The organism is Xanthomonas sp. NCPPB 1067 (assembly GCF_020783795.1).
GTDB classification, from domain to species: Bacteria; Pseudomonadota; Gammaproteobacteria; order Xanthomonadales; family Xanthomonadaceae; genus Xanthomonas; species Xanthomonas melonis.
Genome location: NZ_JAJGQG010000001.1, coordinates 170,469 through 194,210, shown reverse-complemented (window position 1 = coordinate 194,210; position 23,742 = coordinate 170,469). Strand labels below are relative to the sequence as shown.

21 protein-coding genes are annotated in these 23,742 nt (G+C 65.4%); 5 read left to right on the top strand and 16 right to left on the bottom strand.

Features of this window, described 5'->3' with window-relative positions:
- Positions 1 to 24: 24 nt before the first annotated feature.
- Positions 25 to 1,185, bottom strand: coding sequence for a putative peptide maturation dehydrogenase (locus LL962_RS00805; protein WP_228315531.1), 1,161 nt, complete (start codon positions 1,183 to 1,185; stop codon positions 25 to 27).
- 79 nt (positions 1,186 to 1,264) lie between these two features.
- Here LL962_RS00805 and LL962_RS00800 point away from each other — a divergent pair, with 79 nt between their 5' ends.
- Positions 1,265 to 1,576, top strand: coding sequence for an NHLP-related RiPP peptide (locus LL962_RS00800; protein ID WP_228315530.1), 312 nt, complete (start codon positions 1,265 to 1,267; stop codon positions 1,574 to 1,576).
- A gap of 23 nt (positions 1,577 to 1,599) precedes the next feature.
- Here the strand turns inward: LL962_RS00800 and LL962_RS00795 are convergent, their stop codons facing one another.
- From LL962_RS00795 to aceB, 4 genes are all read right to left on the bottom strand, one after another.
- Positions 1,600 to 4,092, bottom strand: coding sequence for a putative peptide modification system cyclase (locus LL962_RS00795; RefSeq protein WP_228315529.1), 2,493 nt, complete (start codon positions 4,090 to 4,092; stop codon positions 1,600 to 1,602).
- Between the two features lie 3 nt (positions 4,093 to 4,095).
- Positions 4,096 to 5,154: a GGDEF domain-containing protein gene (locus LL962_RS00790; RefSeq protein ID WP_228315528.1), complete on the bottom strand. Its 1,059-nt coding sequence runs from the start codon at positions 5,152 to 5,154 to the stop codon at positions 4,096 to 4,098.
- 192 nt (positions 5,155 to 5,346) lie between these two features.
- On the bottom strand, positions 5,347 to 6,642 hold the full coding sequence (gene aceA / locus LL962_RS00785; protein ID WP_104588943.1) for an isocitrate lyase: 1,296 nt from the start codon (positions 6,640 to 6,642) through the stop codon (positions 5,347 to 5,349).
- Positions 6,643 to 6,803: 161 nt separating this feature from the next.
- Positions 6,804 to 8,420: a malate synthase A gene (gene aceB / locus LL962_RS00780; protein ID WP_228315527.1), complete on the bottom strand. Its 1,617-nt coding sequence runs from the start codon at positions 8,418 to 8,420 to the stop codon at positions 6,804 to 6,806.
- A 117-nt stretch (positions 8,421 to 8,537) separates the two neighbouring features.
- Here aceB and LL962_RS00775 point away from each other — a divergent pair, with 117 nt between their 5' ends.
- Both LL962_RS00775 and LL962_RS00770 read left to right on the top strand, forming a co-directional pair.
- Positions 8,538 to 9,494, top strand: a complete 957-nt coding sequence (locus LL962_RS00775; protein ID WP_104588945.1) for a LysR family transcriptional regulator — start codon at positions 8,538 to 8,540, stop codon at positions 9,492 to 9,494.
- An 82-nt stretch (positions 9,495 to 9,576) separates the two neighbouring features.
- Positions 9,577 to 10,158, top strand: a complete 582-nt coding sequence (locus LL962_RS00770) for an SMI1/KNR4 family protein (protein ID WP_228315526.1) — start codon at positions 9,577 to 9,579, stop codon at positions 10,156 to 10,158.
- A gap of 281 nt (positions 10,159 to 10,439) precedes the next feature.
- Here the strand turns inward: LL962_RS00770 and LL962_RS00765 are convergent, their stop codons facing one another.
- Entirely contained in the window at positions 10,440 to 11,072 is a 633-nt protein-coding gene (locus LL962_RS00765) for a TetR/AcrR family transcriptional regulator (protein WP_228315525.1), read from the bottom strand.
- A 97-nt stretch (positions 11,073 to 11,169) separates the two neighbouring features.
- Between LL962_RS00765 and LL962_RS00760 the strand changes: the two genes are divergently transcribed.
- Positions 11,170 to 12,240, top strand: a complete 1,071-nt coding sequence (locus LL962_RS00760; RefSeq protein WP_228315524.1) for an MBL fold metallo-hydrolase — start codon at positions 11,170 to 11,172, stop codon at positions 12,238 to 12,240.
- Between the two features lie 201 nt (positions 12,241 to 12,441).
- Here the strand turns inward: LL962_RS00760 and lepB are convergent, their stop codons facing one another.
- The 6 genes from lepB to arfB form a co-directional block, all read right to left on the bottom strand.
- Positions 12,442 to 13,071 (bottom strand): signal peptidase I, encoded by a 630-nt coding sequence (gene lepB / locus LL962_RS00755; RefSeq protein ID WP_228315523.1) that lies wholly within the window; start codon positions 13,069 to 13,071, stop codon positions 12,442 to 12,444.
- 412 nt (positions 13,072 to 13,483) lie between these two features.
- Entirely contained in the window at positions 13,484 to 15,649 is a 2,166-nt protein-coding gene (gene dcp, locus LL962_RS00750) for a peptidyl-dipeptidase Dcp (RefSeq protein ID WP_228315522.1), read from the bottom strand.
- 191 nt (positions 15,650 to 15,840) lie between these two features.
- Positions 15,841 to 16,851, bottom strand: a complete 1,011-nt coding sequence (locus tag LL962_RS00745; RefSeq protein WP_228315521.1) for an isoaspartyl peptidase/L-asparaginase family protein — start codon at positions 16,849 to 16,851, stop codon at positions 15,841 to 15,843.
- 165 nt (positions 16,852 to 17,016) lie between these two features.
- Positions 17,017 to 17,298: a DUF7660 family protein gene (locus tag LL962_RS21020; protein WP_104588551.1), complete on the bottom strand. Its 282-nt coding sequence runs from the start codon at positions 17,296 to 17,298 to the stop codon at positions 17,017 to 17,019.
- A 160-nt stretch (positions 17,299 to 17,458) separates the two neighbouring features.
- The gene (locus tag LL962_RS00740; protein WP_104588550.1) at positions 17,459 to 18,088 is read right to left on the bottom strand and encodes a lysophosphatidylcholine acyltransferase; all 630 of its coding nucleotides are present in this window, start codon (positions 18,086 to 18,088) and stop codon (positions 17,459 to 17,461) included.
- Positions 18,089 to 18,090: 2 nt separating this feature from the next.
- Positions 18,091 to 18,522, bottom strand: coding sequence for an alternative ribosome rescue aminoacyl-tRNA hydrolase ArfB (arfB, locus tag LL962_RS00735; RefSeq protein WP_047694425.1), 432 nt, complete (start codon positions 18,520 to 18,522; stop codon positions 18,091 to 18,093).
- Between the two features lie 87 nt (positions 18,523 to 18,609).
- On the opposite strand from arfB, the gene LL962_RS00730 reads away from it, so the two are divergent.
- Positions 18,610 to 19,152 carry a DUF2059 domain-containing protein gene (locus tag LL962_RS00730; protein WP_228315520.1) on the top strand — a complete coding sequence of 181 codons (543 nt, stop codon included), beginning with the start codon at positions 18,610 to 18,612 and terminating at the stop codon, positions 19,150 to 19,152.
- A 496-nt stretch (positions 19,153 to 19,648) separates the two neighbouring features.
- On the opposite strand, the gene LL962_RS00725 is transcribed toward LL962_RS00730, so the two are convergent.
- The 4 genes from LL962_RS00725 to LL962_RS00710 all read right to left on the bottom strand — a co-directional run bounded on the left by LL962_RS00725 (position 19,649) and on the right by LL962_RS00710 (position 23,714).
- On the bottom strand, positions 19,649 to 20,458 hold the full coding sequence (locus LL962_RS00725; RefSeq protein ID WP_228315519.1) for a pseudouridine synthase: 810 nt from the start codon (positions 20,456 to 20,458) through the stop codon (positions 19,649 to 19,651).
- 224 nt (positions 20,459 to 20,682) lie between these two features.
- On the bottom strand, positions 20,683 to 22,356 hold the full coding sequence (ubiB, locus tag LL962_RS00720; RefSeq protein WP_228315518.1) for a ubiquinone biosynthesis regulatory protein kinase UbiB: 1,674 nt from the start codon (positions 22,354 to 22,356) through the stop codon (positions 20,683 to 20,685).
- Positions 22,353 to 22,997, bottom strand: coding sequence for a ubiquinone biosynthesis accessory factor UbiJ (locus tag LL962_RS00715; RefSeq protein ID WP_104588546.1), 645 nt, complete (start codon positions 22,995 to 22,997; stop codon positions 22,353 to 22,355). Before LL962_RS00715 ends, ubiB begins: the two co-directional genes overlap by 4 nt.
- Before the next feature lie 558 nt (positions 22,998 to 23,555).
- A complete protein-coding gene (locus LL962_RS00710; protein ID WP_003468167.1) occupies positions 23,556 to 23,714 on the bottom strand; it encodes a DUF1328 domain-containing protein in 159 nt (52 codons plus the stop codon).
- Positions 23,715 to 23,742 lie beyond the last annotated feature (28 nt).

The following is a 23,742-nucleotide window of genomic DNA, read 5'->3' as shown; positions in this document are numbered from 1 at the left end:
GGCCTGTAGTCCGCCGGCGACCGGCTAATGGCAGGCCCACACTTCGTTGTTGGGGTCCAGCTCCATCGTCTGCATGACATCAGCGCGGATACCAAATCCGCACACCGCTAGAACGCCCTCCATGATGGGCTCCAGCCCAAGCAAGTCTTCAACCTGCACCTCATTGATTGCGCAGGTGACGAACGCCCCCAGCCCCAGCTCTGTGGCCGCCATGTAAAGCGTCTGCGAGAAATGCCCCGCCTCCAGATTGAGTGCGCGATATGCCTTGGCGTGTACGCGATACTTCCAGAAGTTCCGGTAGTACCGAGGGCACAGTGCCACGATCACCTGTGCCCCGGAAAACCAGTCCTGTCCTGCAAGAATGGTCAGCACCACGTCTTGCAGATTCGACGTTTCCACATGCAGTGGCTCCAGTGCATGATCGATCGGAAGATAGTGGTACACCCCATCGGCGATCCCGGATACGTTCCTGATGATCAAGTAAGCATCCATTGGATGCAGGCCTCCGCCTGATGGACTGGATCGCTTGAGAAAAACAGTCTCCGCATCTGCTTGCAACACCGCATTTGCGGCGAATGCGCGCTCGATTACCTTTGAGAAATCTGCAAATTCCATCTGCTGATCGGCGTCGAAGTTCCTGCAGGTCGTGCGCTGGCGTAATAACTTGTCCAGGTGTCCATCGGCACCCCGCGTCAGTGCGATCCGGTCAGGGCGACCGCGCGATACTTGTTCGGGGGGAGGCGGGCCAAACGCCTTCAGCATCGCTGCGGCGGTTTCGGCTCCCGCATCCTTGGCCGCTTGTGCGGAGTCCACGTTGTCCCATCGAGTAAAAGCGTGATACGTGGCTGCCAGAGGATGCCACTGGCTCTTCCGTTGCGTTTGGTCGCGCCTGTGCACCGCATTCGGGCTCGGGCTTTCCATCAACAACAAGCCCTTGTCCAACAACGACTGCACGACCGGCGGCTCTCCAACCACGTCTTGTCGTTGCCACTGGCCAGGGCTGCTGCGACCCAGCGAGAGCATTTCATCATCGGTGAGTACGCACTCCGCGCCCAGGTGCGGTGCAAGCGCAACCCACTCCCGGGTCCGCGAAGCACCCGCCCCGCCCGCACACAGATCCAGCAGATCGATCCCTATCCGTTCCCTAGGTTCAACATAGACAACCGCACACCGCCTCACCAGCATGGTCCAACGCTCTTATCGAAGATTGATCTTCTAACGGTCTGGAATTAGATTTCTTGAAGATTTCCCATCAGTGACCAGCATGAACGAAAACAACGAACTCCCAACCCCACTGCAACCGGAAGCAGCCCACACGCTACTTGACCTTCTGGCAACCGACGATGCCTTCCGGGAGCTGTTCAAGACCGACACCAAGGCAGCGTTGCTGCAGGTCGGCTACCCCTCCGAAGATGTCGAGCTGATGGCTTCCCGGCTCAAGGTCGAGACGCTGGCCGACAAGGCCACCATCGCGCAGGCACGCGACGACATCCAGGCCAGCCTGACTTCAGCGGCCAACATGCAGCCCATCCGTTTGAACGTGCCGTCGGGTTCTTCGCCACAGCTGAAGAAGTAAGGTTGCGACGGCAGGTAGCGACGCTATTTGCCGTCCGCCATTGCCGCATCGAAGACGTTCAATGGCTGCTGGCACCAGCCGCACCCACCGAACTCTGCATATGCCCGGCCGTGTGCCGCTTTCAACCAGGTCTGCTCGCTGGCAGCAGATTGGTGATCTCCCAGCGCGGTGTAAGCTTCTTTGAGAACCACGTGGAACTGGTAAGCCTCGTTTCCATCAATCCGTGGCTTCAAGAGTTGAACGGCTTCCTGCGCATGCCCTTCCAGAAGTGCCGCGCGCGCCTGCATGAGCACGACCATTTCGGCGACCGAAGGCATCGTTGCCAATGCTGGCCTGGCTAACAGCGTTTTCAATACTTCCCTGGCGACTTCACCGTTGCCCATGCGCTGTCCGATGAGCGCGAGGGATGCCGCAACAACCGCATCCGTACGCTGCGCAACGCCCTCTTCGCTGTTTGCAATACCTGCGAGCGCCACCGGCACGGCCGATTCGATGGTCTGCAGAGCGTTGGCGTGCTCGCCGTTTGCGTATTGTGTCGATGCCTTGGCGACCAGGGACTGTGAGTAACGCGATGAGCTGCGATCGATCGCATTGGAAATGCGCTCCATTTCCGGCAGCGCCTTGTCCTTGCGATGCTCGTCAAGGTAGATGGATACCTGATCGAAATACGCGACGTCCAGGCGCCCCTCTGCAGGCCACGAGGCATGGGCGGCCGGAAAGTCTCTCAGCACCGCTAAGGCCACCGCCTCCCACACCGCAGCCGATGCCAATCCGGAGGCCCTGGCCGACCGGAAGGTTCCCAGTGCTTCCCTGGTTTTGCCCAATGCCAACTGCATGCGCCCAACCAGCTCGAGCGACAGCGGATCGAAGTCGTAACGCGACGCCGCTGCACGCTTGGCATACACCAACGCCTCTGCGTACCGGTTACGAACTTCCAGCGCGTACGCAGTGTTCTCGGCTGCGGCAAAATCGTCCGGATACAGATTGGCCATCTGCATCCATTTTTCGTAGGCGTTTGCCGGATCCTTGATCTGCGCATACCACGCATCCAGATAGACCTGTTCGCGCGGAGGCAGCTTGGCTCTGAGGCTCAATGCCTTTTCGAGATACGGTAAGCCAACCGAGGTTTTTTCCAGGTAGAAGTAGCAGCGCGCCACGCCGACATTTGCCAAGGCGAACGTCGGGTCGAGTTCGACGGCCCTAAGGTAATAGTCACGGGCACGCAGATAATGGCCGACACCAAATTCGCGTTGGGCCAGTGCGAATGCGTTCAATGCATCCATGTTGGCGGTGGACACACGCGGCAATGGCGCCGAATTGGCCTCGATGGACGCAAGCGTTTCGCCGAGCCCCTCGCGCAGGTTGGCACTCACGGTATCGACGGATGCGAGCAGTGAACGCTGTCCGCGGCCCTCCGATTTGTACATGTACACCGTTGCCTGGGTTGCGGGATCCACTACTTCGACAGTGAAACGCAGATTTCCCCCGATATCGGCGACGCTGGGCAATATCAACGCCTTCGCTCCGGCACGCATGGCCACCTGCGCGCCGAGCGCACGGTCTACCTTGGCGCGGTCGCTCTGCTTCATCAGTTCGAGCATGTCGTGCGCGCGCTTCTCGGAAACGAGATTGACGTGCTTGGATTGCTGAAGACTCAGTCTGAGAGCCTGCTGCAGGGGCTCGTCAAGCATCGCGCTGTCGGTCAGGTTATGCAGGTCTCCCACCACCACCCAGTCACGTTCGGCAAAGGCGATCGCCGGCTGCGGGCGAATGAACAACCAGACGGCGATGCCCACCGCCAGGACGACACCAATCTCGGCGACCAACGCCGCTGGCCGGCGCCAGAGCGGAACGTCGCGCCAGGCCTTGGCGGAGTTCTTCGGCATGCGTAACGGGGTCAGGCCCACTTCGCCGACTTCGTAGATTTCCATCGGCGTGGGCACGCCCTTGAAACGCCAGCGGCTGTGCGACTTCCATAACAGGCGTTCGGCGCGCTCGCCCAGTTCGCGTGCGGCGCGGTGGGTCAAGGATTCTGCAACCGCAGAGACCAGGATCTGGCCGGGCCGCGCCATCGACATCAGACGCGCGGCAGTCGGTTTGGCCAGACCTTCCACCTCCAGGGGTTTGGCGCCGATGCTCACCGCTTCATCGCTGTTGCGCCAGGTCAGTACCTCACCGACATGCAAGCCCTGTCGCGCGCGCAGCACCTGCGCGTGCGCATCGCTCATCGTCTTGAGGCCACGGGCGTAATCCAGTGCGAAACCCAGGCCGTCGATCGGGCGGTCGAACAGCAATAGCAGGCCGTCGGAGCGATCGATCAGGCGGCCACGCCACTGCTGCTGCAGCTTGACCACCAGCCGATCGTGCTCGCGGAACAGGACGGCGGCAGCGTTATCGCCGATACGCTCGACCAGTGCAGTGGAATCGCACAGGTCGGTCAGCAACAAGGTACGCAGACGCGGCGCCTGGATCGCTTCCGACGACGCATCCTTGCGTGCGTGGGTGCGGGCGCCCATCGTTCAGCGGCTACCCGGTGCCGCTGCGCTGCCCTGCATGGACGCACCGTGCAGGGCCAAGACGTTGCCGCCAAGCCGCTTGGCCTCGTACAGCGCGCTGTCGGCGAGCGTGTACCAGTCGTTCCAGGACGCATCCGCGTCGATCATGCAAAGGCCTGCGCTGACCGAACAGCCTTGTTCGTTCTGGCCATTGCACAGCCGCGCTTCCACTGCGCGCACGATGCACTCGCCGATGTGGTGCACCAGCTCCGGGGCGCCGTGCGCAACCAGCACGCAGAATTCGTCGCCGCCCAGCCGGCAGGCGAGATCGCCGTCGGCGATGACCGAACGCAGCGCATGCGCCACGTTCTGCAGCACGCGGTCGCCGGCCAGGTGGCCGAACTGGTCGTTGATGCGCTTGAAACGGTCGCAGTCGATCAGGATCAGGCCCACGCCGGGCACGTTGCCTGCGCGCCGGCATTCCTGCAGATGCAGCGCCAGACCGCGCCGGTTGTGCAGGCCGGTGAGCTCGTCGGTGCGACTGAGTTCTTCGGTGTGGTTGAGCTGGTGCGAGGTGACGTAGAGATTGTCCAGCGCCGCTTCCAGATCGTGGTTGCGACGACGCAACTGCCGGATCAGCAACTGCTCGTTGTTGACCACGCGCACGATCGAGCGGCGCAGGAAATGCGCCACCATCGAGGGGTCGTGATCGACGAGGCGTTGGAAATCGTCGTACGTCAGTTCGATCAGACGACTGTCCATCGAGGCGCTGGCGCTGGCACTGCGTGCGTGATCGCCGATCAGCAAGCCGAGTTCGCCGAAGAACTCGCCGGGCCCCAGATGCTTGAGCATCAGGTCCTCACCGAAATCCAGATCGATCTGGCCGCTGATCACGATGAACATCTGCGTGCCCACCGCGCCGCGCTCGAACAACACCTTGCCGGCGACGACATCGCAGATACGGCCGAAACGAGTGAAGAACGCCAGCTCCTCGGCAGTCATCGACGCATGCAGCCCGTCGGAAAGCGTTCTGGCAACGCTTCCCGTTGGCTCGACTGCGCCAGCGGTGTTGTGGCATGTCATCCCGATCCCCAAGGCCGGCCTGCAACGTCAGCCCTTGGACAAATCCTACCGTAGCCGTCTGTTCAGCACCAGATCACGCAAATTCTCAGCACCATCGAGACAAAACGACGGGTGCTGCAATAAAAAAAGGGGCCCGGTTTTCCCAGGCCCCTTCCCCTCCCGGGGGGCGATACACCGGCGGCCTGCTGCAGGCTAGGCCGCCTTGTCGCCGTGGAACTGCTCTTCCTCAGTGGAGCCGCGCAGCGCGGTGGTCGACGACTGGCCTTGCTGGATGGCCTGGGTCACCGCGTCGAAGTAGCCGGTGCCCACCTCGCGCTGGTGCTTGACCGCGGTGAAGCCCAGGTCCGCCGCTGCGAACTCGGCCTGCTGCAACTCGACGAACGCGCTCATCTGCCGCCGCGCGTAGCCATGCGCCAACTGGAACATGCTGTGGTTCAAGGCATGGAAACCGGCCAGGGTGATGAACTGGAACTTGTAGCCGTAGCTCGCCAGTTCGGTCTGGAACCTGGCGATGGTGGCGTCATCCAGATTCTTCTTCCAGTTGAAGCTCGGCGAGCAGTTGTAGGCCAGCAACTTGCCCGGGAACTTGGCGTGGATGGCCTGCGCGAAGGCGCGCGCGAACTCCAGATCCGGCTTGCCGGTTTCGCACCAGATCAGATCGGCATACGGTGCATACGCCAGCCCGCGGCTGATGGCCTGATCCAGACCGTTGCGGGTCTTGAAGAAGCCTTCGACGGTGCGCTCGCCGGTGGTGAAGGCGCGGTCGTTGGCGTCCACGTCGCTGGTGATCAGATCGGCCGCTTCGGCATCGGTACGGGCGATCAGCACGGTGGGCACGCCCAGCACGTCGGCAGCCAGGCGCGCGGCGTTCAACTTCTCGATCGCCTCGCGCGTGGGCACCAGCACCTTGCCGCCCATATGTCCGCACTTCTTGACCGACGCCAACTGGTCCTCGAAATGCACGCCGGCGGCGCCGGCTTCGATCATCGCCTTCATCAGTTCGAAGGCGTTGAGCACGCCGCCGAAACCGGCTTCGGCATCGGCCACGATGGGCTGCAGGAAATCGACGCTGTCGTCGCCTTCGGCATGATGCAGCTGATCCGCGCGCAGCAAGGTGTTGTTGATGCGCTTGACCACCGCCGGCACCGAGTCGGCCGGGTAGAGCGACTGATCCGGATACATCTGGCCGGCCAGATTGGCATCGGCCGCCACCTGCCAACCGGACAGGTAGATCGCCTTGAGGCCGGCCTTGACCTGCTGCATGGCCTGGTTGCCGGTCAACGCGCCCAGCGCATTGACGAACGGCGTGGCATGCAACGAGGTCCACAGCTTGTCGGCACCCAGCCGCGCCAGTGAATGTTCCACATGCACGGTGCCGCGCAGCCGCACCACGTCGGCGGCGGTGTAGTTGCGGGTGATGCCGGCCCAGCGTGGGTTGCTGGCCCAGTCCTGCTGCAGGTGTTCGGCGCTTTGCAGTGCAGTGCTCATCTTGCGTTCTCCTGAAGAGGTACGACGGATGGAACGAGGAAGGAACGGCGCGCATGCGATGCACGCGGCATGGCGAAGCCTTCCGTTGCGCGCAATGCGCAACGGGCGGCGTGGAGCGTTGCGGTGAGCGCTGCAGCATTCAGACCGCTGCAGCGATGCGATCAGTCGATCAGGCGGTACGCCGGAACGGTGAGGAAATCGGCCAGTTCGTCGGCCTGGCTGAGCTGTTCCAGCAGCGCGATCGCTTCGTCGATGCGGGCGGCGCCGGGCAGCGTGCTGGCGGTTCCCAGCCGGGCCGGCAGCGCGCGCAAGGTCGCCTGCAACAGTTGCTGATCGATGGCAGTGCCGTCGTCCAGATGCTGGCCGTGATGCAGCCATTGCCACAGCTGCGCGCGGCTGATCTCGGCGGTGGCGGCGTCTTCCATCAGGTGATGGATCGGCACACAGCCGTTGCCGTCCAACCAGGCGGCCAGATAGCGCACGCAGACCTCGACATTGCCTTCGAAACCGGCGCGGGTGATGGTGCCGGGCGAAGGGGCGATGAGCATGTCGCGCGTCACCTGCACATCGTTGCGCAGCACATGTTGCTGATGCGCGGTGGGCATGTGCTCGTCGAACAGTTTCATCGCCACCGGGATCAGCGCCGGATGCGCCACCCAGGTGCCGTCGTGACCGGCGCTGACTTCGCGCAGCTTGTCGGCACGCACGCGGGCCATGGCCTGTTCGTTGGCGGCCTCGTCGTGGTTGATCGGAATCTGCGCGGCCATGCCGCCCATCGCATGCGCACCGCGGCGGTGGCAGGTCTTGATCAGCAATTCCGAATACGCCTTCAGGAACGGCTGGGTCATGGTGACCTGGCCGCGCTCCGGCAGCACGCGGTCGCGGTGCGCACGGAAGGTCTTCAGATAGGAAAAGATGTAATCCCAGCGCCCGCAGTTGAGGCCCACGATGCGTTCGCGCAACGCATGCAGGATCTCGTCCATCTCGAACACTGCCGGCAGCGTTTCGATCAGCACGGTCACCTTGATCTGGCCATGCGGCAGGCCCAGCATCGCTTCGATGTGCGACAGCGCGGTGTCCCACAACGCGGCTTCTTCCATGCTCTGCAGCTTGGGCAGATACAGGTACGGGCCGCGATCCTTGGCCAGCAGCGTGCGGGCGTTGTGGAAGGCGAACAGTGCCGCATCGAACAGGCCGCCGGCCAGCGGCTGGCCGTCGATGTGCACATGCTTTTCGTCCAGGTGCCAGCCGCGCGGGCGCACGATCAGCACCGCGCGTTCGGCTTCGGGGCGCAGCGCGTAGTGCTTGCCGTTGGGGGCGTCGAAGCTCAGATCGCCGCGCACGGCTTCCGCCAGGGTGCGCTGGCCGGCCAGCAGGTTGCGCCAGGTCGGCGCGGTGGAATCCTCGAAGTCGGCCATGAACACCTTGGCGCCGGAATTGAGCGCGTTGATGACCATCTTCGGATCGGTGGGGCCGGTGATCTCCACCCGGCGGTCCAGCAGCGCGGCCGGCAGCGGGGCCACCCGCCAGTCGCCAGCGCGGATGGCGCGGGTGTCGTCGCGGAAGTCCGGCAGCTGGCCGGCGTCGAATGCCACCTGGCGCGCGCGGCGCTGCGCCAGACGCTGCTGCCGGCCGGGCTCGATCGCACGATGCAGCGAAACCAGCAGGGCCAAGGCGGCCGGCGGCAACAACTCGGCCTGCCCGACGACCTGGGTGGTCAACGACAGACCGGGTGTGGCGCGATCGGTGGGGCGTGAGGCGAAGGCGGTGGCAGACATGGGGGTTCCTGGTGTGTCCGGACCCGCACCGTGCGCCAGCTGCAACTATTTGACAAAACAGTTTTAGCAATGCTGTAAATAAGTGGTACTTATACTTGGCTCGAGAAGCCACCAGCCATGGCGCCAACCCCGCGATTTTCCTACAAATCCGATCGCCTCAAGCCGCTGCGGGCGTTCTGTCAGACCGTGCGCCTGGGCTCTGTCTCACGGGCGGCTGAGGCGCTGTTCGTCAGCCAGCCGGCGGTGACCCAGCAGTTGCAGGCGCTGGAGCGCGATCTGGGCGTGGCCTTGTTCGAACGCTCCGGGCGACGGCTGGCGCCCAGCCGCGAAGGCCAGCTGCTGTACGACATGGCCCTGCCGCTGGTGGAAAACCTGGACGGGCTGGAAGCCAGCTTTCGCGAGAAGGTGCGCGGCCTGGATGCCGGCGAGCTGACCATCGCCGCCAACAGCTCCACCATCCTGTACCTGTTACCGCGCATCGTGGAGAACTTCCGCGCGCGCCATCCGGACGTGCGGCTGACCCTGCACAACGCGATCAGCGCCGACGGCACCGACCTGTTGCGCGAGGATGCGGTGGATCTGGCGGTCGGCTCGATGCTGGACGTGCCGGCCGACCTGTCCTATGCGCCGGTCTACCGTTTCGAGCAGTTGCTGATCACCCCGCCCGACCACCCGCTGGCGCGCAAGGCCAGCGTCTCGCTGCAGGATCTGTCGCCGTTTCCGCTGATCCTGCCGCCGCGCCGGCAGGTGACCTACCGCCTGGTCGACCTGATCTTCCAGCAGGCACGGGTGCCATATACGGTAGCGCTGGAAGTCGGTGGCTGGGAGGTGATCAAGCAGTACGTGGCGATGGGCATGGGCATTTCCATCGTCACCGCGATCTGCCTCACCGACGCCGATCGCGACCGGCTTGCCACGCGTTCGCTCAAGGATTTCTTCCCCACCCGCAGCTATGGCGTGGTGGTGCGCAAGGGCAAGTACCTGTCGCCGCAGGCGCGCGCCTTCATCGAACTGATCCAGCCGGATCTGTTCACCCCGCGCGGCTACGACGAAGGCGGCGACTCGGAGCGTTGAAGGCCATCGTGTCACCGCCTCGCCTGCCAGAATCGCTGGTCCTGTCGCCGCGCATGCGGCGGCGCAGTGGAGTCGCCCATGGATGTGCCGCTATCCTCGGGCGCGATCGCAATCGCGACCCGCGGCCATCGCCGGCGACATCGGCCGCCCGCTCCGATCGCACACATCCCCTCTCGACGGGAACGCCATGACTGACGCGATGACCTGCTTCGCTCGCGCCGTGCACTGCCTCGAAGACCACGCCGACCGGATCGATGTGGCCGGCCCGGTGGGCGAGGCCGATCTGGCACTGGCCAGCACGCTGCTGGGCCTGGAGTTCCCGCCCAGTTATCGCGCGTACCTACAAACGTTCGGTGCCGGCGCTTTCGGCACGGTGGAGATCTACGGCATCATCGCGGGCCGGCTGCCCGGGCGTGCCGCGCCCAGCGTGGTCTGGCGAACCCTGGACGAGCGCGCCCGATGCGGAATGCCGCATCGGCTGATTCCGATTCTAGACAGCGGATACGGGCCACTGATCTGCCTGGAGACCACCCAGGTGACCGCCCATGGTGAGTGTGCGGTCGTGGAATGGTCGCCATCGATCGGACAGGCGCCGACCGAGCGCATCGCCGACAGCTTCGGCGCGTTCTTCCTGCAGGAAATCGAGGCGGCATTCGCCATGTAGCGGCGTCTGGCGTTTACCTGCATTGCGCACCGACCACGGCGTGACTTGCACGGCATGCGGCCGCGCAGCCGCACGGTGGGCATGCGGCGCGGATTGGGGGGGCTGCATCCACTCCGATTGGATCGCCGAAACAAACCTGATCCTCCGGGGTCACTCGCGTGCGCAGAGCCGCTGTCTCGCACGACACTGCCGATGCAGTGCATACCGGCTGCGCAACTGCGGCGTGCGATGCGGCACTACAGGCAGACGATGGGTCGTGCTGCGGCGCTGCCGGATACCCATCACTCGCGTCCGTAAACCCCCAGAAACATCGCCACCGCCGATTCGGCCACCTGTGCCTGTTGCTCGGCCGACAAGGGGGACTGGCCGAAGGCCAGCTGCGGCCAGAATGCGAATCCCTTGATCAGCGATTGCAGCTGTTGCGAGGCGAATTCGGCGTCCATCGGCGCCAGGCGGCCGTCGGCCAGTGCCGCGCGCAGCCAGGTGGTGGTGCCTTCTTCCTTGCTGCCCAGTTGCGACAGCAGTGCGCGCGCGCGTTCGGGCGAGTGGATGCCTTCGGCGATGGCCACGCGCGACAGATCGATGAAGGCCGCGTCGTCGAGCAGGCGCAACTTCTGCTGCAGCAATTGCGTCAACTGCGTGCGCACCGGCTGGTCGGGGCGATAGACCAGGTTCACGGCTTCGGCACTGCGCTGCCACAGGCCACGCAGGATTTCGCCGAACAGGGCGTCCTTGCTGGGGAAATGGTTGTAAACGGTGCGCTTGGAGACGCCAGCCGTGGCGGCGACCCGATCCATGCTGGTGGCCTCGAACCCGTGCTGGCGGAACTGCGCGATGGCCGCTTCGAGGATGGCCTGGCGCTTGCGGTCGGTGAGCCGCTGCGGCGCGGGGGCCGAATCGGATGAACTGGACATGGCTGCATGGTACACCGGTCAGTTTACATTTTCAGGATGAAACTACACTGTGCAGTGTAAGTTTCAGTCCGGCCATGCCGGATCCACCCCCATTCCAATGCTGGATACCGCCGTGCTCACCAAGTCCCGCCAGCTCCCTCACACCGCGCCGCATGCCGCCTCCCCGCAATTCCGCGACGGGCGGTTCCGCAATACCCTGCCGACCACACTGAGCTCGCCAGGGCTCTGGAGCGGCCTGCGTCTGCTGTGGGAGGTGCTGTTCAACAAGCCCGCGCAGACGGTGCCGTCGCAGGCGTTGCCGGTCATGCCGTTGACTGCCGCCCAGTTGCAGGCCGCACCGGATCGCAGCCTGTTCCGGCTAGGCCACTCCACGGTGTTGATGAAGCTGCGCGGCGGCCTATGGCTGACCGATCCGGTGTTCTCCCAGCGCGCCTCTCCGTTCGCGTTTGCCGGCCCCAAGCGGTTCCATGCGCCGCCGATCGCGCTGGAGGATGTACCGCCGTTGGCGGGGGTGATCCTGTCGCACGACCATTACGACCATCTGGACCGCGCCACCATCCGCGCCCTGGCCGGCCGCGTCGGGGTGTTCGTTGCCCCGCTGGGCGTGGGCGATCTGTTGGTGCGCTGGGGCGTGGATCAGGCGAAGGTGCGGCAGCTGGATTGGTGGCAGTCGGTGGAGGTGGAGGGCATCACCCTCACCGCCACGCCATCGCGGCATTTCTCCGGGCGCGGCCTGTTCGACCGCGACCGCACGCTGTGGTGTTCGTGGGCGATCCAGGACGCCGACCTGCGCGTGTTCTTCAGCGGCGATGGTGGGTACGGCCCGCATTTCAAGACGATCGGCCAGCGCCTGGGGCCGTTCGATGTGGCACTGATCGAAAACGGCGCCTACGACGCGATGTGGCCGGACGTGCACATGCAACCAGAGCAGAGCCTGCAGGCCTTCATCGACATCGGTGGCCGGACCCTGCTGCCCATCCACAACGGCACCTTCGATCTGGCCATGCATGTCTGGTCCGAGCCGTTCGAGCGCATCGCGGCGCTGGCGGCCGCCGCAAACGTGCCGCTGACCACCCCGCAGATGGGCGAACGGGTGGACCTGCGCCACCCGGCGGCGGGCGAGCGTTGGTGGCGCACGCCGCCGGCAACGCCAGCATTGGCGCAATGACCGGCTGGACGCTGGCCGAGCCGCGGCAGCGGGCGGGCAGTCGGCACCGCGGCCAGTGCCGGTGGACCAGGCTGCGAAACAGCGCTGTATTTCGACCTTTGGGCGGAGCGGCGGAGCGCAGCGTCATGCACGTCTGCACGTCTGCACGTCTGCACGTCTGCACGCAGGATGCTGCGCCGGCATGCCGCGATTGCGTGCCGATTACAGCCGGATCCACTCCAGGCCGTCTCCGCGCCGGTAGTACACCGCCACGGCCTTGCCATACACCGATGCGGCATCCACGAATCCGAAGTAGCGCCCATCCAGGCTGTTGCCGCGATGGTCGCCCACCACCAGCAGCTTGCCCGGAGGCACCTGCACGCCCTGTAGGTCCGGCCCGCCGCCGGCATCCAGGTTCAATTGCGCCACGCGCGCGCCGAAACGTTCGCGCGTGCGATCTCCGCCGATCTGCAGCGGCTGTCCGTCGATGGACAACTGCCCATCGTGCAGATCCACACGGTCGCCGGCCACCGCCACCACGCGCTTGATCATACGGGTGCCGTCGCGCGGCGAATCGAACACCGCCACATCGCCACGCTGCGGTTGCCCGCCTTCGACGAGGATGCGGTTGCTCAGCGGCAACCGCCAGCCATAGGCATGCATATCGACCACCACGCGGTCACCCGGCTGCAGCGTCGGCTGCATCGATCCGGTTGGCACCTGGTAGTGATTGGCGAACGAAGAGCGTGCGGCGGTCAGCAACACCAACAGCACCAACAACGGCAGGAGTTCCTTGCGCGACCAGTGCGCGGCGCGCTGCAGGCGAGAGCGGAGACGGCTTGGCTGAGTCATGGTGCACCTGTTGGTTTGAGGGACGCGTCGCGCCCCTGATGACGATGCGCCCCGGCGACCAGGCGATGGAAGTGACGAAAGGCATGGCGTCGGCCTGTCGGCTTGTTGCTGCCGCGGGTGGAGTGCCGTGACCGTATTTTCCCTGTTGCTGCCTTTTTTCCTGCTTTGTATTTGGTCTGAAGACCTGGTGCGCAGGCATCGAATCCTGTCAGAGGCAAAGCTGGACAACAGCGCGAGCGAAGGCTGCGGTTGAACGACGGGCAACCCGCGCTGATAACGACAACAGAGTCAAGGGTGCCCTCAAGCGCCGATGCAATCGGCAAAAACAAGACGGGATGGCGCGTGGCCATCCCGTCCTCACTGCTAACTGCACTTGCTAGGTGTGCATGCCTCACCTACGCATGCACATCGCTCACTCGGTCAACCCCCGGTTGTCCAGCAGCGCTTTCACGCTGGGATCCTTGCCGCGGAAATCGCGATACAGCGTGGCCAGGTCGACCGTATTGCCGCGCGAGAGGATCTTGGCGCGGAAGGTGTCGCCGTTCTTGCGGGTCAGGCCGCCGTTTTCCTTGAACCACTCGAATGCGTCGTCATCGAGCACTTCCGACCAGAAATACGCGTAGTAGCCGGCCGAATAACCGCCGCCCCAGATATGGTCGAAATAGGTGCTGCGGTAACGCGGCGGCACTTCGGCCAGATCCACCTTGAAGCGCTTCAGTGCATCGGCTTCGAACTTGCTCACGTCCTGCAGCGGCGCATCGGCCGGCTGGGTGTGCCAGGCCAGATCCAGCAATGCGGCGGACAGGTATTCGGTGGTGGCGTAGCCGCTGTTGAAGGTCTTGGCCTTCTTGATCTTTTCCACCAGTTCGGCCGGCATCGCCGCGCCGGTCTGATAGTGCTTGGCGTAGTTGGCGAAGACCTTCGGATCGGACGCCCAGTGCTCGTTGAACTGCGAGGGGAACTCGACGAAGTCGCGCGAGGTGCTGGTGCCGGCGATCGAGGGGTACTTCACCTTGGAGAACATGCCGTGCAGCGCGTGGCCGAACTCATGGAACAGTGTGGTGACGTCGTCGAAGCTCAGCAGCGCGGGCTGGCCGGCGGCCGGCTTGGTGAAGTTGCACACGTTGTAGACCACCGGCTTGGCGCCGGTGAGGCCGTCCTGCTCCACGAACACGTCCATCCAGGCGCCGCCGGACTTGCTGTCGCGCTTGAAGTAGTCGGTGTAGAACAGCGCCATCGAGGTGCCGTCGGCATCGAACACCTCGTAGACCTTCATGTCGGCATGGTAAGTCGGGATGTCGGTGCGCTGCTTGAAGGTGATGCCGTACAGCTGCGTGGCGGCGTAGAAAACGCCGTTCTGCAGCACGTTGTCCAGTTCGAAGTAGGGCTTGATCTGCGCCTCGTCCAGATCGTACTTGGCCTTGCGGACCTGCTCGGCGTAGAAATCCCAGTCGGAGGCAGCGAGTTTGAAACCACCCTTCTGCGCGTCGATGACCTTCTGCATCTCGGCCACTTCACGGCGCGCCTTGGCAGTAGCGGCCGGCACGGTGTCGGTGAGCAGCTTGAGCGCAGCGTCCGGCGTCTTGGCCATCTGGTCGCCCAGGCTGTAGGCGGCGTAGTTGTCGAAGCCCAGCAGCTTGGCCTTCTGCGCGCGCAGCTGCGCCAGTCGCTGGATGGTCTGGCGGGTGTCGTTGGCATCGCCCTTTTCCGCGCGCGTTTCGGAGGCCTTCAACACTTCCGCGCGCAGCTCGCGATTCTTCAGCGAGGCCAGCACCGGCTGCTGGGTGGTGTTCTGCAAGGTGAGCAGATACTTGCCATCGAGCTTGCGGGCCTTGGCGGCATCGGCGGCGGCGGCGATATCGCCTTCGCTCAGGCCATCGAGCCCGGCCTTGTCGTCCACCGCCACTGCAGCGGCGGCGGAAGCGGCGACCAGCCGGGTATGGAACTGGGTGGAGAGGGTGGTTTCTTCCACGTTGAGCTTGCGCAGGCTGTCCTTGTCGGCATCGGACAGCTGGGCGCCGGCGCGCACCAGTTCTTCGTAGTCGCGTTCGAGCAGACGCTTCTGCTCCGGGTCCAGATTCAGCGTGTCGCGCTGGTCGTAGAGGGTCTTGACGCGCGCGAACAGCTTGGGATCGAGGTTGATCTCGTCCTGATGCGCGGCCAGCTTGGGCGCGATCTCTTCCTGGATCTTCTGGCGCGCATCGCTGGTATCGGCCTGCACCAGCCCGAAGAAGATTCGCGACACGCGGGTGAGCGTTTCGCCGCTGCGCTCCAGCGCTTCGATGGTGTTGTCGAAGGTGGGCGCGTCTGGGCTGTCGGCGATCTTGCGCACGTCGGCCAGGTGCTGGCGCATGCCTTCTTCGAACGCAGGCAGGTAATCGGCGTCCTTGATTTTGTCGAACGGCGGCGCCTGGAACGGCAACGTGCTGGCGGTCAGCAGCGGGTTGGCCGCAGCATCGGCGGCCGGGGCGGCGGTGTTCTCGGACACGGGGGTGGACTCCTTACCGGACGGCTCTTTTCCAGAACATGCGGCCAGCGCCAGGGTGATGGCGGCGGCCAGGACGACGGTACGCGACATGGCGTGTGATTCCTGAGTGGTATGGCAGCCGGTCACGCTAGCGGGTTTGCGCGACGCCGGCATGTGCCGTTGGCTGGGCATCGATGAATGGCGATGCGCTGAGCAGAGGCGGCCGGCAGTGCGAAGCGCTCATCCGCCCTTCGGGCACCTTCTCCCGCGTGCGGGAGAAGGCAACGTCCCTGCAGGCGTCCTCAAAGGGTCTCGTCCTTGAAGATCGCCACATGCGGGATGCCATCGGCGCCGATCCAGCCGCGGTACATGCCTTCGGTATTGAACGGAAACGCCACGTTGCCCTGGGCGTCCAGCGCGATGGCGCCGCCATCGCCGCCGGCCTTGGGAATCTGCTGATCGATCACCGCCTCGGCGGCCTGCTGCAGCGACTGGCCGGCATACTTCATGCGCGCGCAGATGTCGTAGGCGGCCACCGCGCGGATGTAGAACTCGCCCCAGCCAGTGCCGGACACTGCGCACTGCGTATTGGCGTAGGTGCCAGCGCCGATGATCGGCGCATCGCCCACGCGGCCATAGCGCTTGTTGGTCATGCCGCCGGTGGAGGTACCGGCGGCCAGGTGGCCCTCGCGGTCCAGCGCCAGTGCGCCGACGGTGCCGAAATGCTTGGCGGTTTCCAGCTCCAGCGCGGCCTGCGCCTGGCGGTCGCCTGCTTCGGCCTTGAGCGCCTTCTGCAACTGCTGCCAGCGCTTGTCGGTACGGAAATAGCTCGGATCCACCAGGGTGATGCCCTGCTCGCGTGCGAACTGTTCGGCGCCATCGCCGACCAGCATCACGTGCTTGGAGCGGTCCATGACGCTGCGCGCCAACTGGATCGGGTTTTTGACCGTGTGCACGCCGGCAATCGCCCCGGCCTTGCCGCTGGCGCCGTCCATGATGGCCGCGTCCAGTTCGTTCCTGCCGTCGTGGGTGAACACCGCGCCGCGCCCGGCGTTGAACTGCGGCGCATCCTCCAGCACGGCGATGGTGGTGGCCACTGCATCCACCGCACTGCCGCCGCGGTTCAGCACCGCATGGCCGGCGCGCAGCGCGCGTTGCATCGCCTCACGGGCCTGGGCCTGTTCGTCGGGCGAGAGGCTGGATTTTTCCACGCCCGCGCCACCGTGGATGACCAGCATCGGCGTTGCCGACAGCGCCGGTGCGGTACACAGCAGCAAGGACAGCAATAACGCGCGGTTGGACGAAGCGATCATGATGTTTCCTCAAACCTTCATGGCAGTGAATGGCGACACTGGCACTGCGGGAGGTGCCATGAGCAAGATAGTCTCGTCTCATGCACGTTTCCCTGCTCTATCGAACACGCCCTGGGTAAGGCAGCAACGCGGAACGGTGTCGGCTTGAATGAAGCATTAGCTGCGTTACTCATAAATGCGCCCAGCCCATAGAAATAGAGCGAACGCCTGCCAAGGATTGCTCGGTTTGGGTCCAGGCAGCTCGCCGAAAGATGAGCTGGTCGCCCACGCGGACGCTGCCTCCAGAAAGTCGGCGATTGACTGATTAGCCCATTCCCCCTGAAACCCATCGAGAGTAATTGCAAGAGAATCTGCTGAACGACGATCAGCAGCCAGGAGCTCAGCAAAGCCCACGAACGATGCCTCATCCTGCACGGCTTCCAGAACTTCGAACAGTCTGTCCCCCATTGCTCGTTTGAACCCTCGGCTTTTTATCTGGGTAGGTAGCGCCCTTGAGTCACGAATGAAGAGACTGCCTCATACAAAAGCCCTAACCTGCCCGCTGCTCTTATGTCTGGTCCCCAGCGCCTCTGGGCAAGGCACATCGGCACGCTGCACACCACGCCAGCTACAACGTATCGCGATGCTTGCCGCGCCATGGCCGGTACCAGGTGCGGATGGCAGCGATGTCGGCGGCCATGTCGGTTCCGGTCCAGAACGGCTCGCCGATGCCCACGGTCTTGCTGGGGTAATCGAAATACACCGGCAGGATCGGCACCTGCGCATCCGAGGCGATCTTCCAGAAGCCGGCCTTCCACTGCTCCACCCGCTTGCGCGTGCCTTCGGGGGTGATCACGTACCACATCTGCTCGGAATTGCGGATCAGCCGCACCGCCTGGCCGATGGTGCCCTGCGGCGAGCTGCGGTCCAGCGGAATGCCGCCCAGCTTGCGCAACAGCGGGCCCAGCGGCCACCAGAACAGCTGCGCCTTGCCCAGCACGCGCACTTCGAAGCCCAGCGCGAACTTGGCCGCGAAGCCCAGGAAGCCGTCCCAGTTGGACGAATGCGGGGCGACGATCATCACCAGCTTGGGCTCGTCGGGCAGCCGCCCGAGCAGGCGCCAGCCGGTGACACGCAGGGCGGTACGGCCCAGCCAGCGGATGAAACGGCCATGCGCGCGCGGCATCCGGGGCGGAGATGGCTGCAGCAGGATGTTGGCCTGTGTTACCGGTGGCAACGACGGGTCGGGTTGACTCACGCTTACTCCCAGTGGGACGCAGAGCGTCCACGCTTGATCTGACTGCGCTCACGCTTGGCATCCAGCCGCCGCAGCTTGGCACCATGACTCGGTTTGGTGGCGACCCGGCGCTTGGGCACCGACAGGCACGCACTGATGATTTCGGCCAGGCGCTCGCGCGCATCGTCGCGGTTACGGTCCTGGGTGCGGAAGCGCTGCGCATCGATCACCAGCACGCCCTCGGCCGTCATGCGGCGGTCGCGCCGCGACAGCAACCGCGCCCGCAACGGCTCAGGCAGCGACGGCGACCCCGCCACATCGAAACGCAGCTCCACTGCGGTGGACACCTTGTTGACGTTCTGCCCACCCGCGCCGCTGGCGCGCACGAAGCGTTCGACGAGTTCGCTGGGCGGAATCGTCAGGCTCGGGGTGATCTGGATCGGGTCGCTGGCCATACGCGCCGATTGTATCGGCAGCGGCGCGCATGCGCGCATACGCCGGCTCCCGTATGCTGCGGCCGGTTCCCACTGCAGGATGCTCCGATGACACCTACCTCCTCGCTGGCTGCCGTCCGCGGCGTTGCCCGCCGCCTGCTGCTGGCGGCCTCGCTGGCGGTGGCCGCCCCGGCCGCGTTGGCGCAGGCTCCCTCCGATGCCGACATCAACCGCCTGCTGGCCGCCTCGCGCGCGCAGACTATGCTGGACACCATGCTGCCGCAGATCGAAGCGATGCAGCAGCAGCAGTTCGCCCAGCTCACTGCGCAGCGCCAGCTCGACGCCGACCAGCAGGCGCAACTGCAGCGTATCCAGGAACGCACCCGCCAGACCGTGCGCAAGGCGCTGTCGTGGTCCGAGCTGCGGCCGATATACGTGGATATCTACAAGCGCTCGTTCTCGCGCGAGGACGTGCTGGCGATGGCCGAGTTCTACGAGAGCTCGGCCGGCCAGAGCCTGCTGGACAAGACCCCGGCCCTGACCCAGAACCTGATGGGCGCCATGCAGCAGAAGATGCTGCCGCTGTTTGCCGATCTGCAGAAGGACCTGGAGGCCATCGTCAACGCGCCTGCTCCGGCAAAGAAGCCCTGAGGGGCGGGATTGGAGAATCGAGATTGGGGAGTGGGAATCGCGTGATCGCTGCGACGGGGTCGGGTGTGGGATTGGCTTGCCTTGTTGGTGACGGCGGTGCGTTACCTTTTCAGTCGCGGAAGAACACGGTGTGTCCTTCTCCCGCCGCGAGCAAGCAGGCCCCCATCCGCCCTTCGGGCACCTTCCCCCGCAGGCGGGGGAAGGAAGCAACGGCGAAGGCGAGCATTGGGCGTCGCGCTTGAGCCCCTCCTGCTGCCGCGAGAGCGCCTGTTGCAAGCAGGCCCCCCATCCGCCCTTCGGGCACCTTCCCCCGCAGGCGGGGGAAGGAAGCAGCACGGGGAGGTGGGCATTGCGCGTCGCGCTTGAGCCCCTCTCGCCCGCCTGCACGCTTGAGCCCCTCTCCCGCCCGCGGGAGAGGGGTTGGGGTGAGGGAACGCTTGCGCAGATGTCCAGCAGACCGAGTGGATGCCGCGATCTCTGAACCAGGCACGCCACATCACGCAGGCTGCGTGACTCCCAACCCTGCCATCTCCCACCCGAACAACGCGCAGGCCTTGGCGAACTCCACATCCAGCGGTGCGCTCACGCTGAGGCGGCGGCCGTCGGCCGGGTGCGGAAACTCCAGGCGTTCGGCGTGCAGCAGCATGCGGTGGATGCCGAGCATGCGAAAGCTGCGGTTGTGGCGGCCATCGCCATGGCTGGTGTCGCCGATCATGTGATGCGACAGGTGCTTCATGTGACGGCGGATCTGCCGGAAGCGGCCGGTCTGCGGCTGGCAGCGCAGCAGCGCATAGCGCGAGGTGGCAAAGCCGGTGGACGGGATGTCCAGCTCACCGGTGGCAAGACGTTGGAAATGGGTCACCGCAGGCTTCTTCACCGGCTTGCCCGGGCCGCCGTCCAGGTCGTGGTCGACGATGAAGCGCTGCTCGGCCGGCCAGCCACGGCAGACGGTCAGATAATGCTTGTCCACCTCGCCGGCCATCAGCGCCTTGCCCAGCGCGCTGGCGCTGTCGCGATCGAAGGCCAGCAGCAGGCAGCCGCTGGTGGCGCGGTCGAGCCGGTGTACCAGGAAGATCGGCCGGCCCAGCTGTTCGCGCAGGCGGTCGGCAAGAAAATCGTCTTCCCCGCGCGCCAGCTTGCTGTCGTGGACCATCAGGCCCGCGGGTTTGTCGACGACGGCCAGGACGTCATCCTGGTGGAGAATGTGCAGGTGCTTGGGAGAGGTGTTCACCGGTGGATTATCGCCGACGCCGCCTGCCACCGGCTCAGAGCGGTGACCCGCAGTACCCGGCCCGGTCACGCGCATGCCAGATCCCGTGCCCACCAACCGCACCGGCCCCCAGGAACGATGGGCCCACCCGATCGCCAGCGCAGCCCTGCGAGGGTATGGCTACCGTCCGGGAGCCAACGGAAGAAGGCCACGCATCCACCAGCGATAACGGGCCGCGGGTCCGGCCGCCGCCCATCTGCGCTGCAGCCGATGCGTCGACAGACCGCCTGGAGGCAGCGGACTTGCCTGGGCGTCGCTGCCTAGCGCCGCAGCCAAGCCACCAGCAAGGCGGTCGAGCCGGCACCGCCGCTGACCCAGCTCCACACCGGCACCGTGCCCAGATACCAGCCGTCCGGATGCAGGCCGTACAACACGGCGGCTACCACCAGCAGTCCGCTGCCGGTGATGGCGGTGACCACGCGGGTCTGCAGCTTGCGCAGGCTCAGCTCCAGCGCGCGCAGCTCGGTGGAGCGGATCTCCAGCTGATGGCGGCCTTCCACCTGCTGCTTCAACCAGCTGTGCACCAGCCGCGGCATGTCCGGGGCGTGGGTCATGATCTCCGGCAGCCGCTTGCCCAGCTCGCCCAGTACGCGGCGCGGGCTGTAGCGCTCGCGCAGGATGCGTTCGAGCACCGGACGCGCCACCGCCCAGATATCCAGCTTCGGATCGAGCTGCCGGCCCACGCCTTCGATGTTGAGCAGGGTCTTCTGCAGCAGGATCAGCTGGGGCTGCAAGGTCAGTTCATAGCGCTGCGCCACGCGGAACAGCTTGATCAGCACCTGCGCCAGCGAGATCTCCGACAACGGACGGGTGAAGTACGGCTCGCACACCGAGCGCGCGGCCGCTTCCAGCTCGTCGATACGCACGTTCGAGGGCATCCAGCCCGCCTCCACGTGCAGCTCGGCCATGCGGCGGTAATCCTTGTGGAAGATCGCCATGAAGTTCTCTGCGAGGTAGTACTGATCCTCCTGCGAGAGCTGGCCCATGATGCCGAAGTCCAGCGCGATGAAACGCGGATTGAGCCGGCGCTCCGGGTCCGAATCGACCCAGATGTTGCCGGCATGTGCATCGGCATGGAAGAAGTTGTCGCGGAACACCTGCGTGTAGAACACGCGCACGCCCTTGGCCGCCAACGCCTTGCGGTCGATGCCGGCGGCATCGAGCTTGGCGATGTCGTCGGAGGGAATGCCGTACACCCGCTCCAGCGTGAGCGCGCGCTCGGCGGTATGCGACCAGATCACTTCCGGCACGTACAGATCGTCCGAACCTTCCCAGAACCGGCGCAATACGCTGGCATTGGCGCCTTCGCGCTGCAGATCCAGTTCGGCCGACAGGGTGGCTTCGATCTCGGCCACCACCTCGCGCGGACGGATCTTGTCGGCACGCGGATGGGTGCGCTCGACCAGGGTGGCCAACGAATGCAGCAGCGCGATATCGGCATCGATCTGGCGCTCGATGTCCGGGCGCAGCACCTTGACCACCACCGCGCGGCGCACGCCATTGGCGTCGGGCGGCAAGGTGGCCGCATGCACCTGCGCGATCGACGCCGAGGCCAACGGAACGGTATCGAAACTGGCGAATGCCACCCCGACCGGCAGGCCCAGCGCACCTTCGACGATCAGGCGCGCAGCCTCGCCATCGAACGGCTTGACCCGGTCCTGCAGCAGGGTGAGTTCTTCGGCCACGTCGGCCGGGATCAGGTCGCGCCGGGTCGACAGGATCTGCCCGAACTTGACGAAGATGGGCCCCAGTTCCTGCAGCGCCAGACGCAGCCGCGCACCGCGCGATTGCGCAGCGATTTCTGCGCTGGCGCGCGGCACGAAGGGCTTTGCCAGGCGCAACCAACGCTCGGCGGCACTGCCCTGCAGCAGATCGTCCAGGCGGTAGCGCAGGATCACCCGGCCGATGCGGCTGGCCCGCAGGATCGCCTTCATGCCGCGCCTCCGGTCGCGCGCAGGCGGCTCACGCGTGCGGCGAGCCGTTCGACGTCATCGCGCAGCTCGTCCACATCGTCGTGGAAGGCCTCAAGCTCGGCGCGTGGCACCACGTCGCGCGATTCCTCGGTGACGAATTCGGCGGCGCTGTGGGCCAGATCCGATGCACTGCGGCGTGCCTGCTGCAACGCTGCACGCACCGCACCAGCGATCTGCACGCCCAGGATCTGCCCGAACACCGCCACGAACGGCAGCTGCCAATCCGGATCGAAGCGACCGGCCAACTGCTGCAGCTGACGCGCCAGCTCGGCATCGCCGGACACCTTGAGCCGGCCGGCCGGCGCGCCCGTGCGGCGCGCGTTGGCCAACAGCGGCAGTTGCCCGAGCAGACCAGCCAGGCTGCTGCGCACCGCCAGGTCCGGTTCCTGCGCCGGATCCACCGGCCCCACCAGCAACCGGCGCTCGTGCACGCGGATCTGCAGGGCCAGGGCGGGCGCGTCCAGGGTCAGCGCGATGCGCTGGCCTTCCAGCGGCAGCAGGGCATCGCGGGTATCCGGGTCCAGCGCCAGCGCGCGATTGAGCGCGGTCTGCAGGGCCTGGCCGGCGAGCGGCTTGAGTGAGTCGAAGAGTGATCCGGGCATGGATGCATTCTACCGCCCCTGTCTGTCACAGCCGACCGATGGCGTGATACGGGCCGCAGTCGCCCTATCGATGTCACGCATGGGCGAGCACCTCGCCGCGCTTGGCGCGAGGTCGCCTCACTGCAGCGGCCGCGTACGTGCCGGACTCGCCGGCAGCGTGTCGGTCGCCGAGCAACGCTGCGTCGTGGGCACCCATGCCGCCTGGCATATCGTGCGGGCGCGTGGTGCGGTGGGCGTGGTGCGACCGGAGCGTGGCCGCTGGACGACGGCCTCATCCGCCCGGCATGCACCGCAACGCAACTGCGCTCGATGTGCTGCAATGTGCGCGCCGGCGACGCACGCCCAATCTGCGCGTACGCGGTGTGTGGTGTGCGTCGGCGGTGCGTCTGTTGCGCGGAATGACCGCTAACGGGAGCCTCCCAGGGCTGCTCGCACTCACCCTTGCTGGCGGCTCGGTCAATGCCATAACGCAAACGCACAGGGCCCGCTCCTTGCGGAAGCGGGCCCTGTGCGCGCCGATCGGCAGCGCCGCTGCCGTGGCGTTTCGCGTGTGAGGCGTTATACCTTGCCGCGACGGAACATCGAGATCACGGCCAGGATCAGGAACACCACGAACAGGATCCAGGCGATGTTGGTCGCCGCACCGGCGATACCGCTGAAGCCCAGCACCGCAGCGATGATGGCGATGACGAAAAAGATGATGGCGTAATGCAGCATGGCAATGATTCCAAAAGTTGTCGTGCCG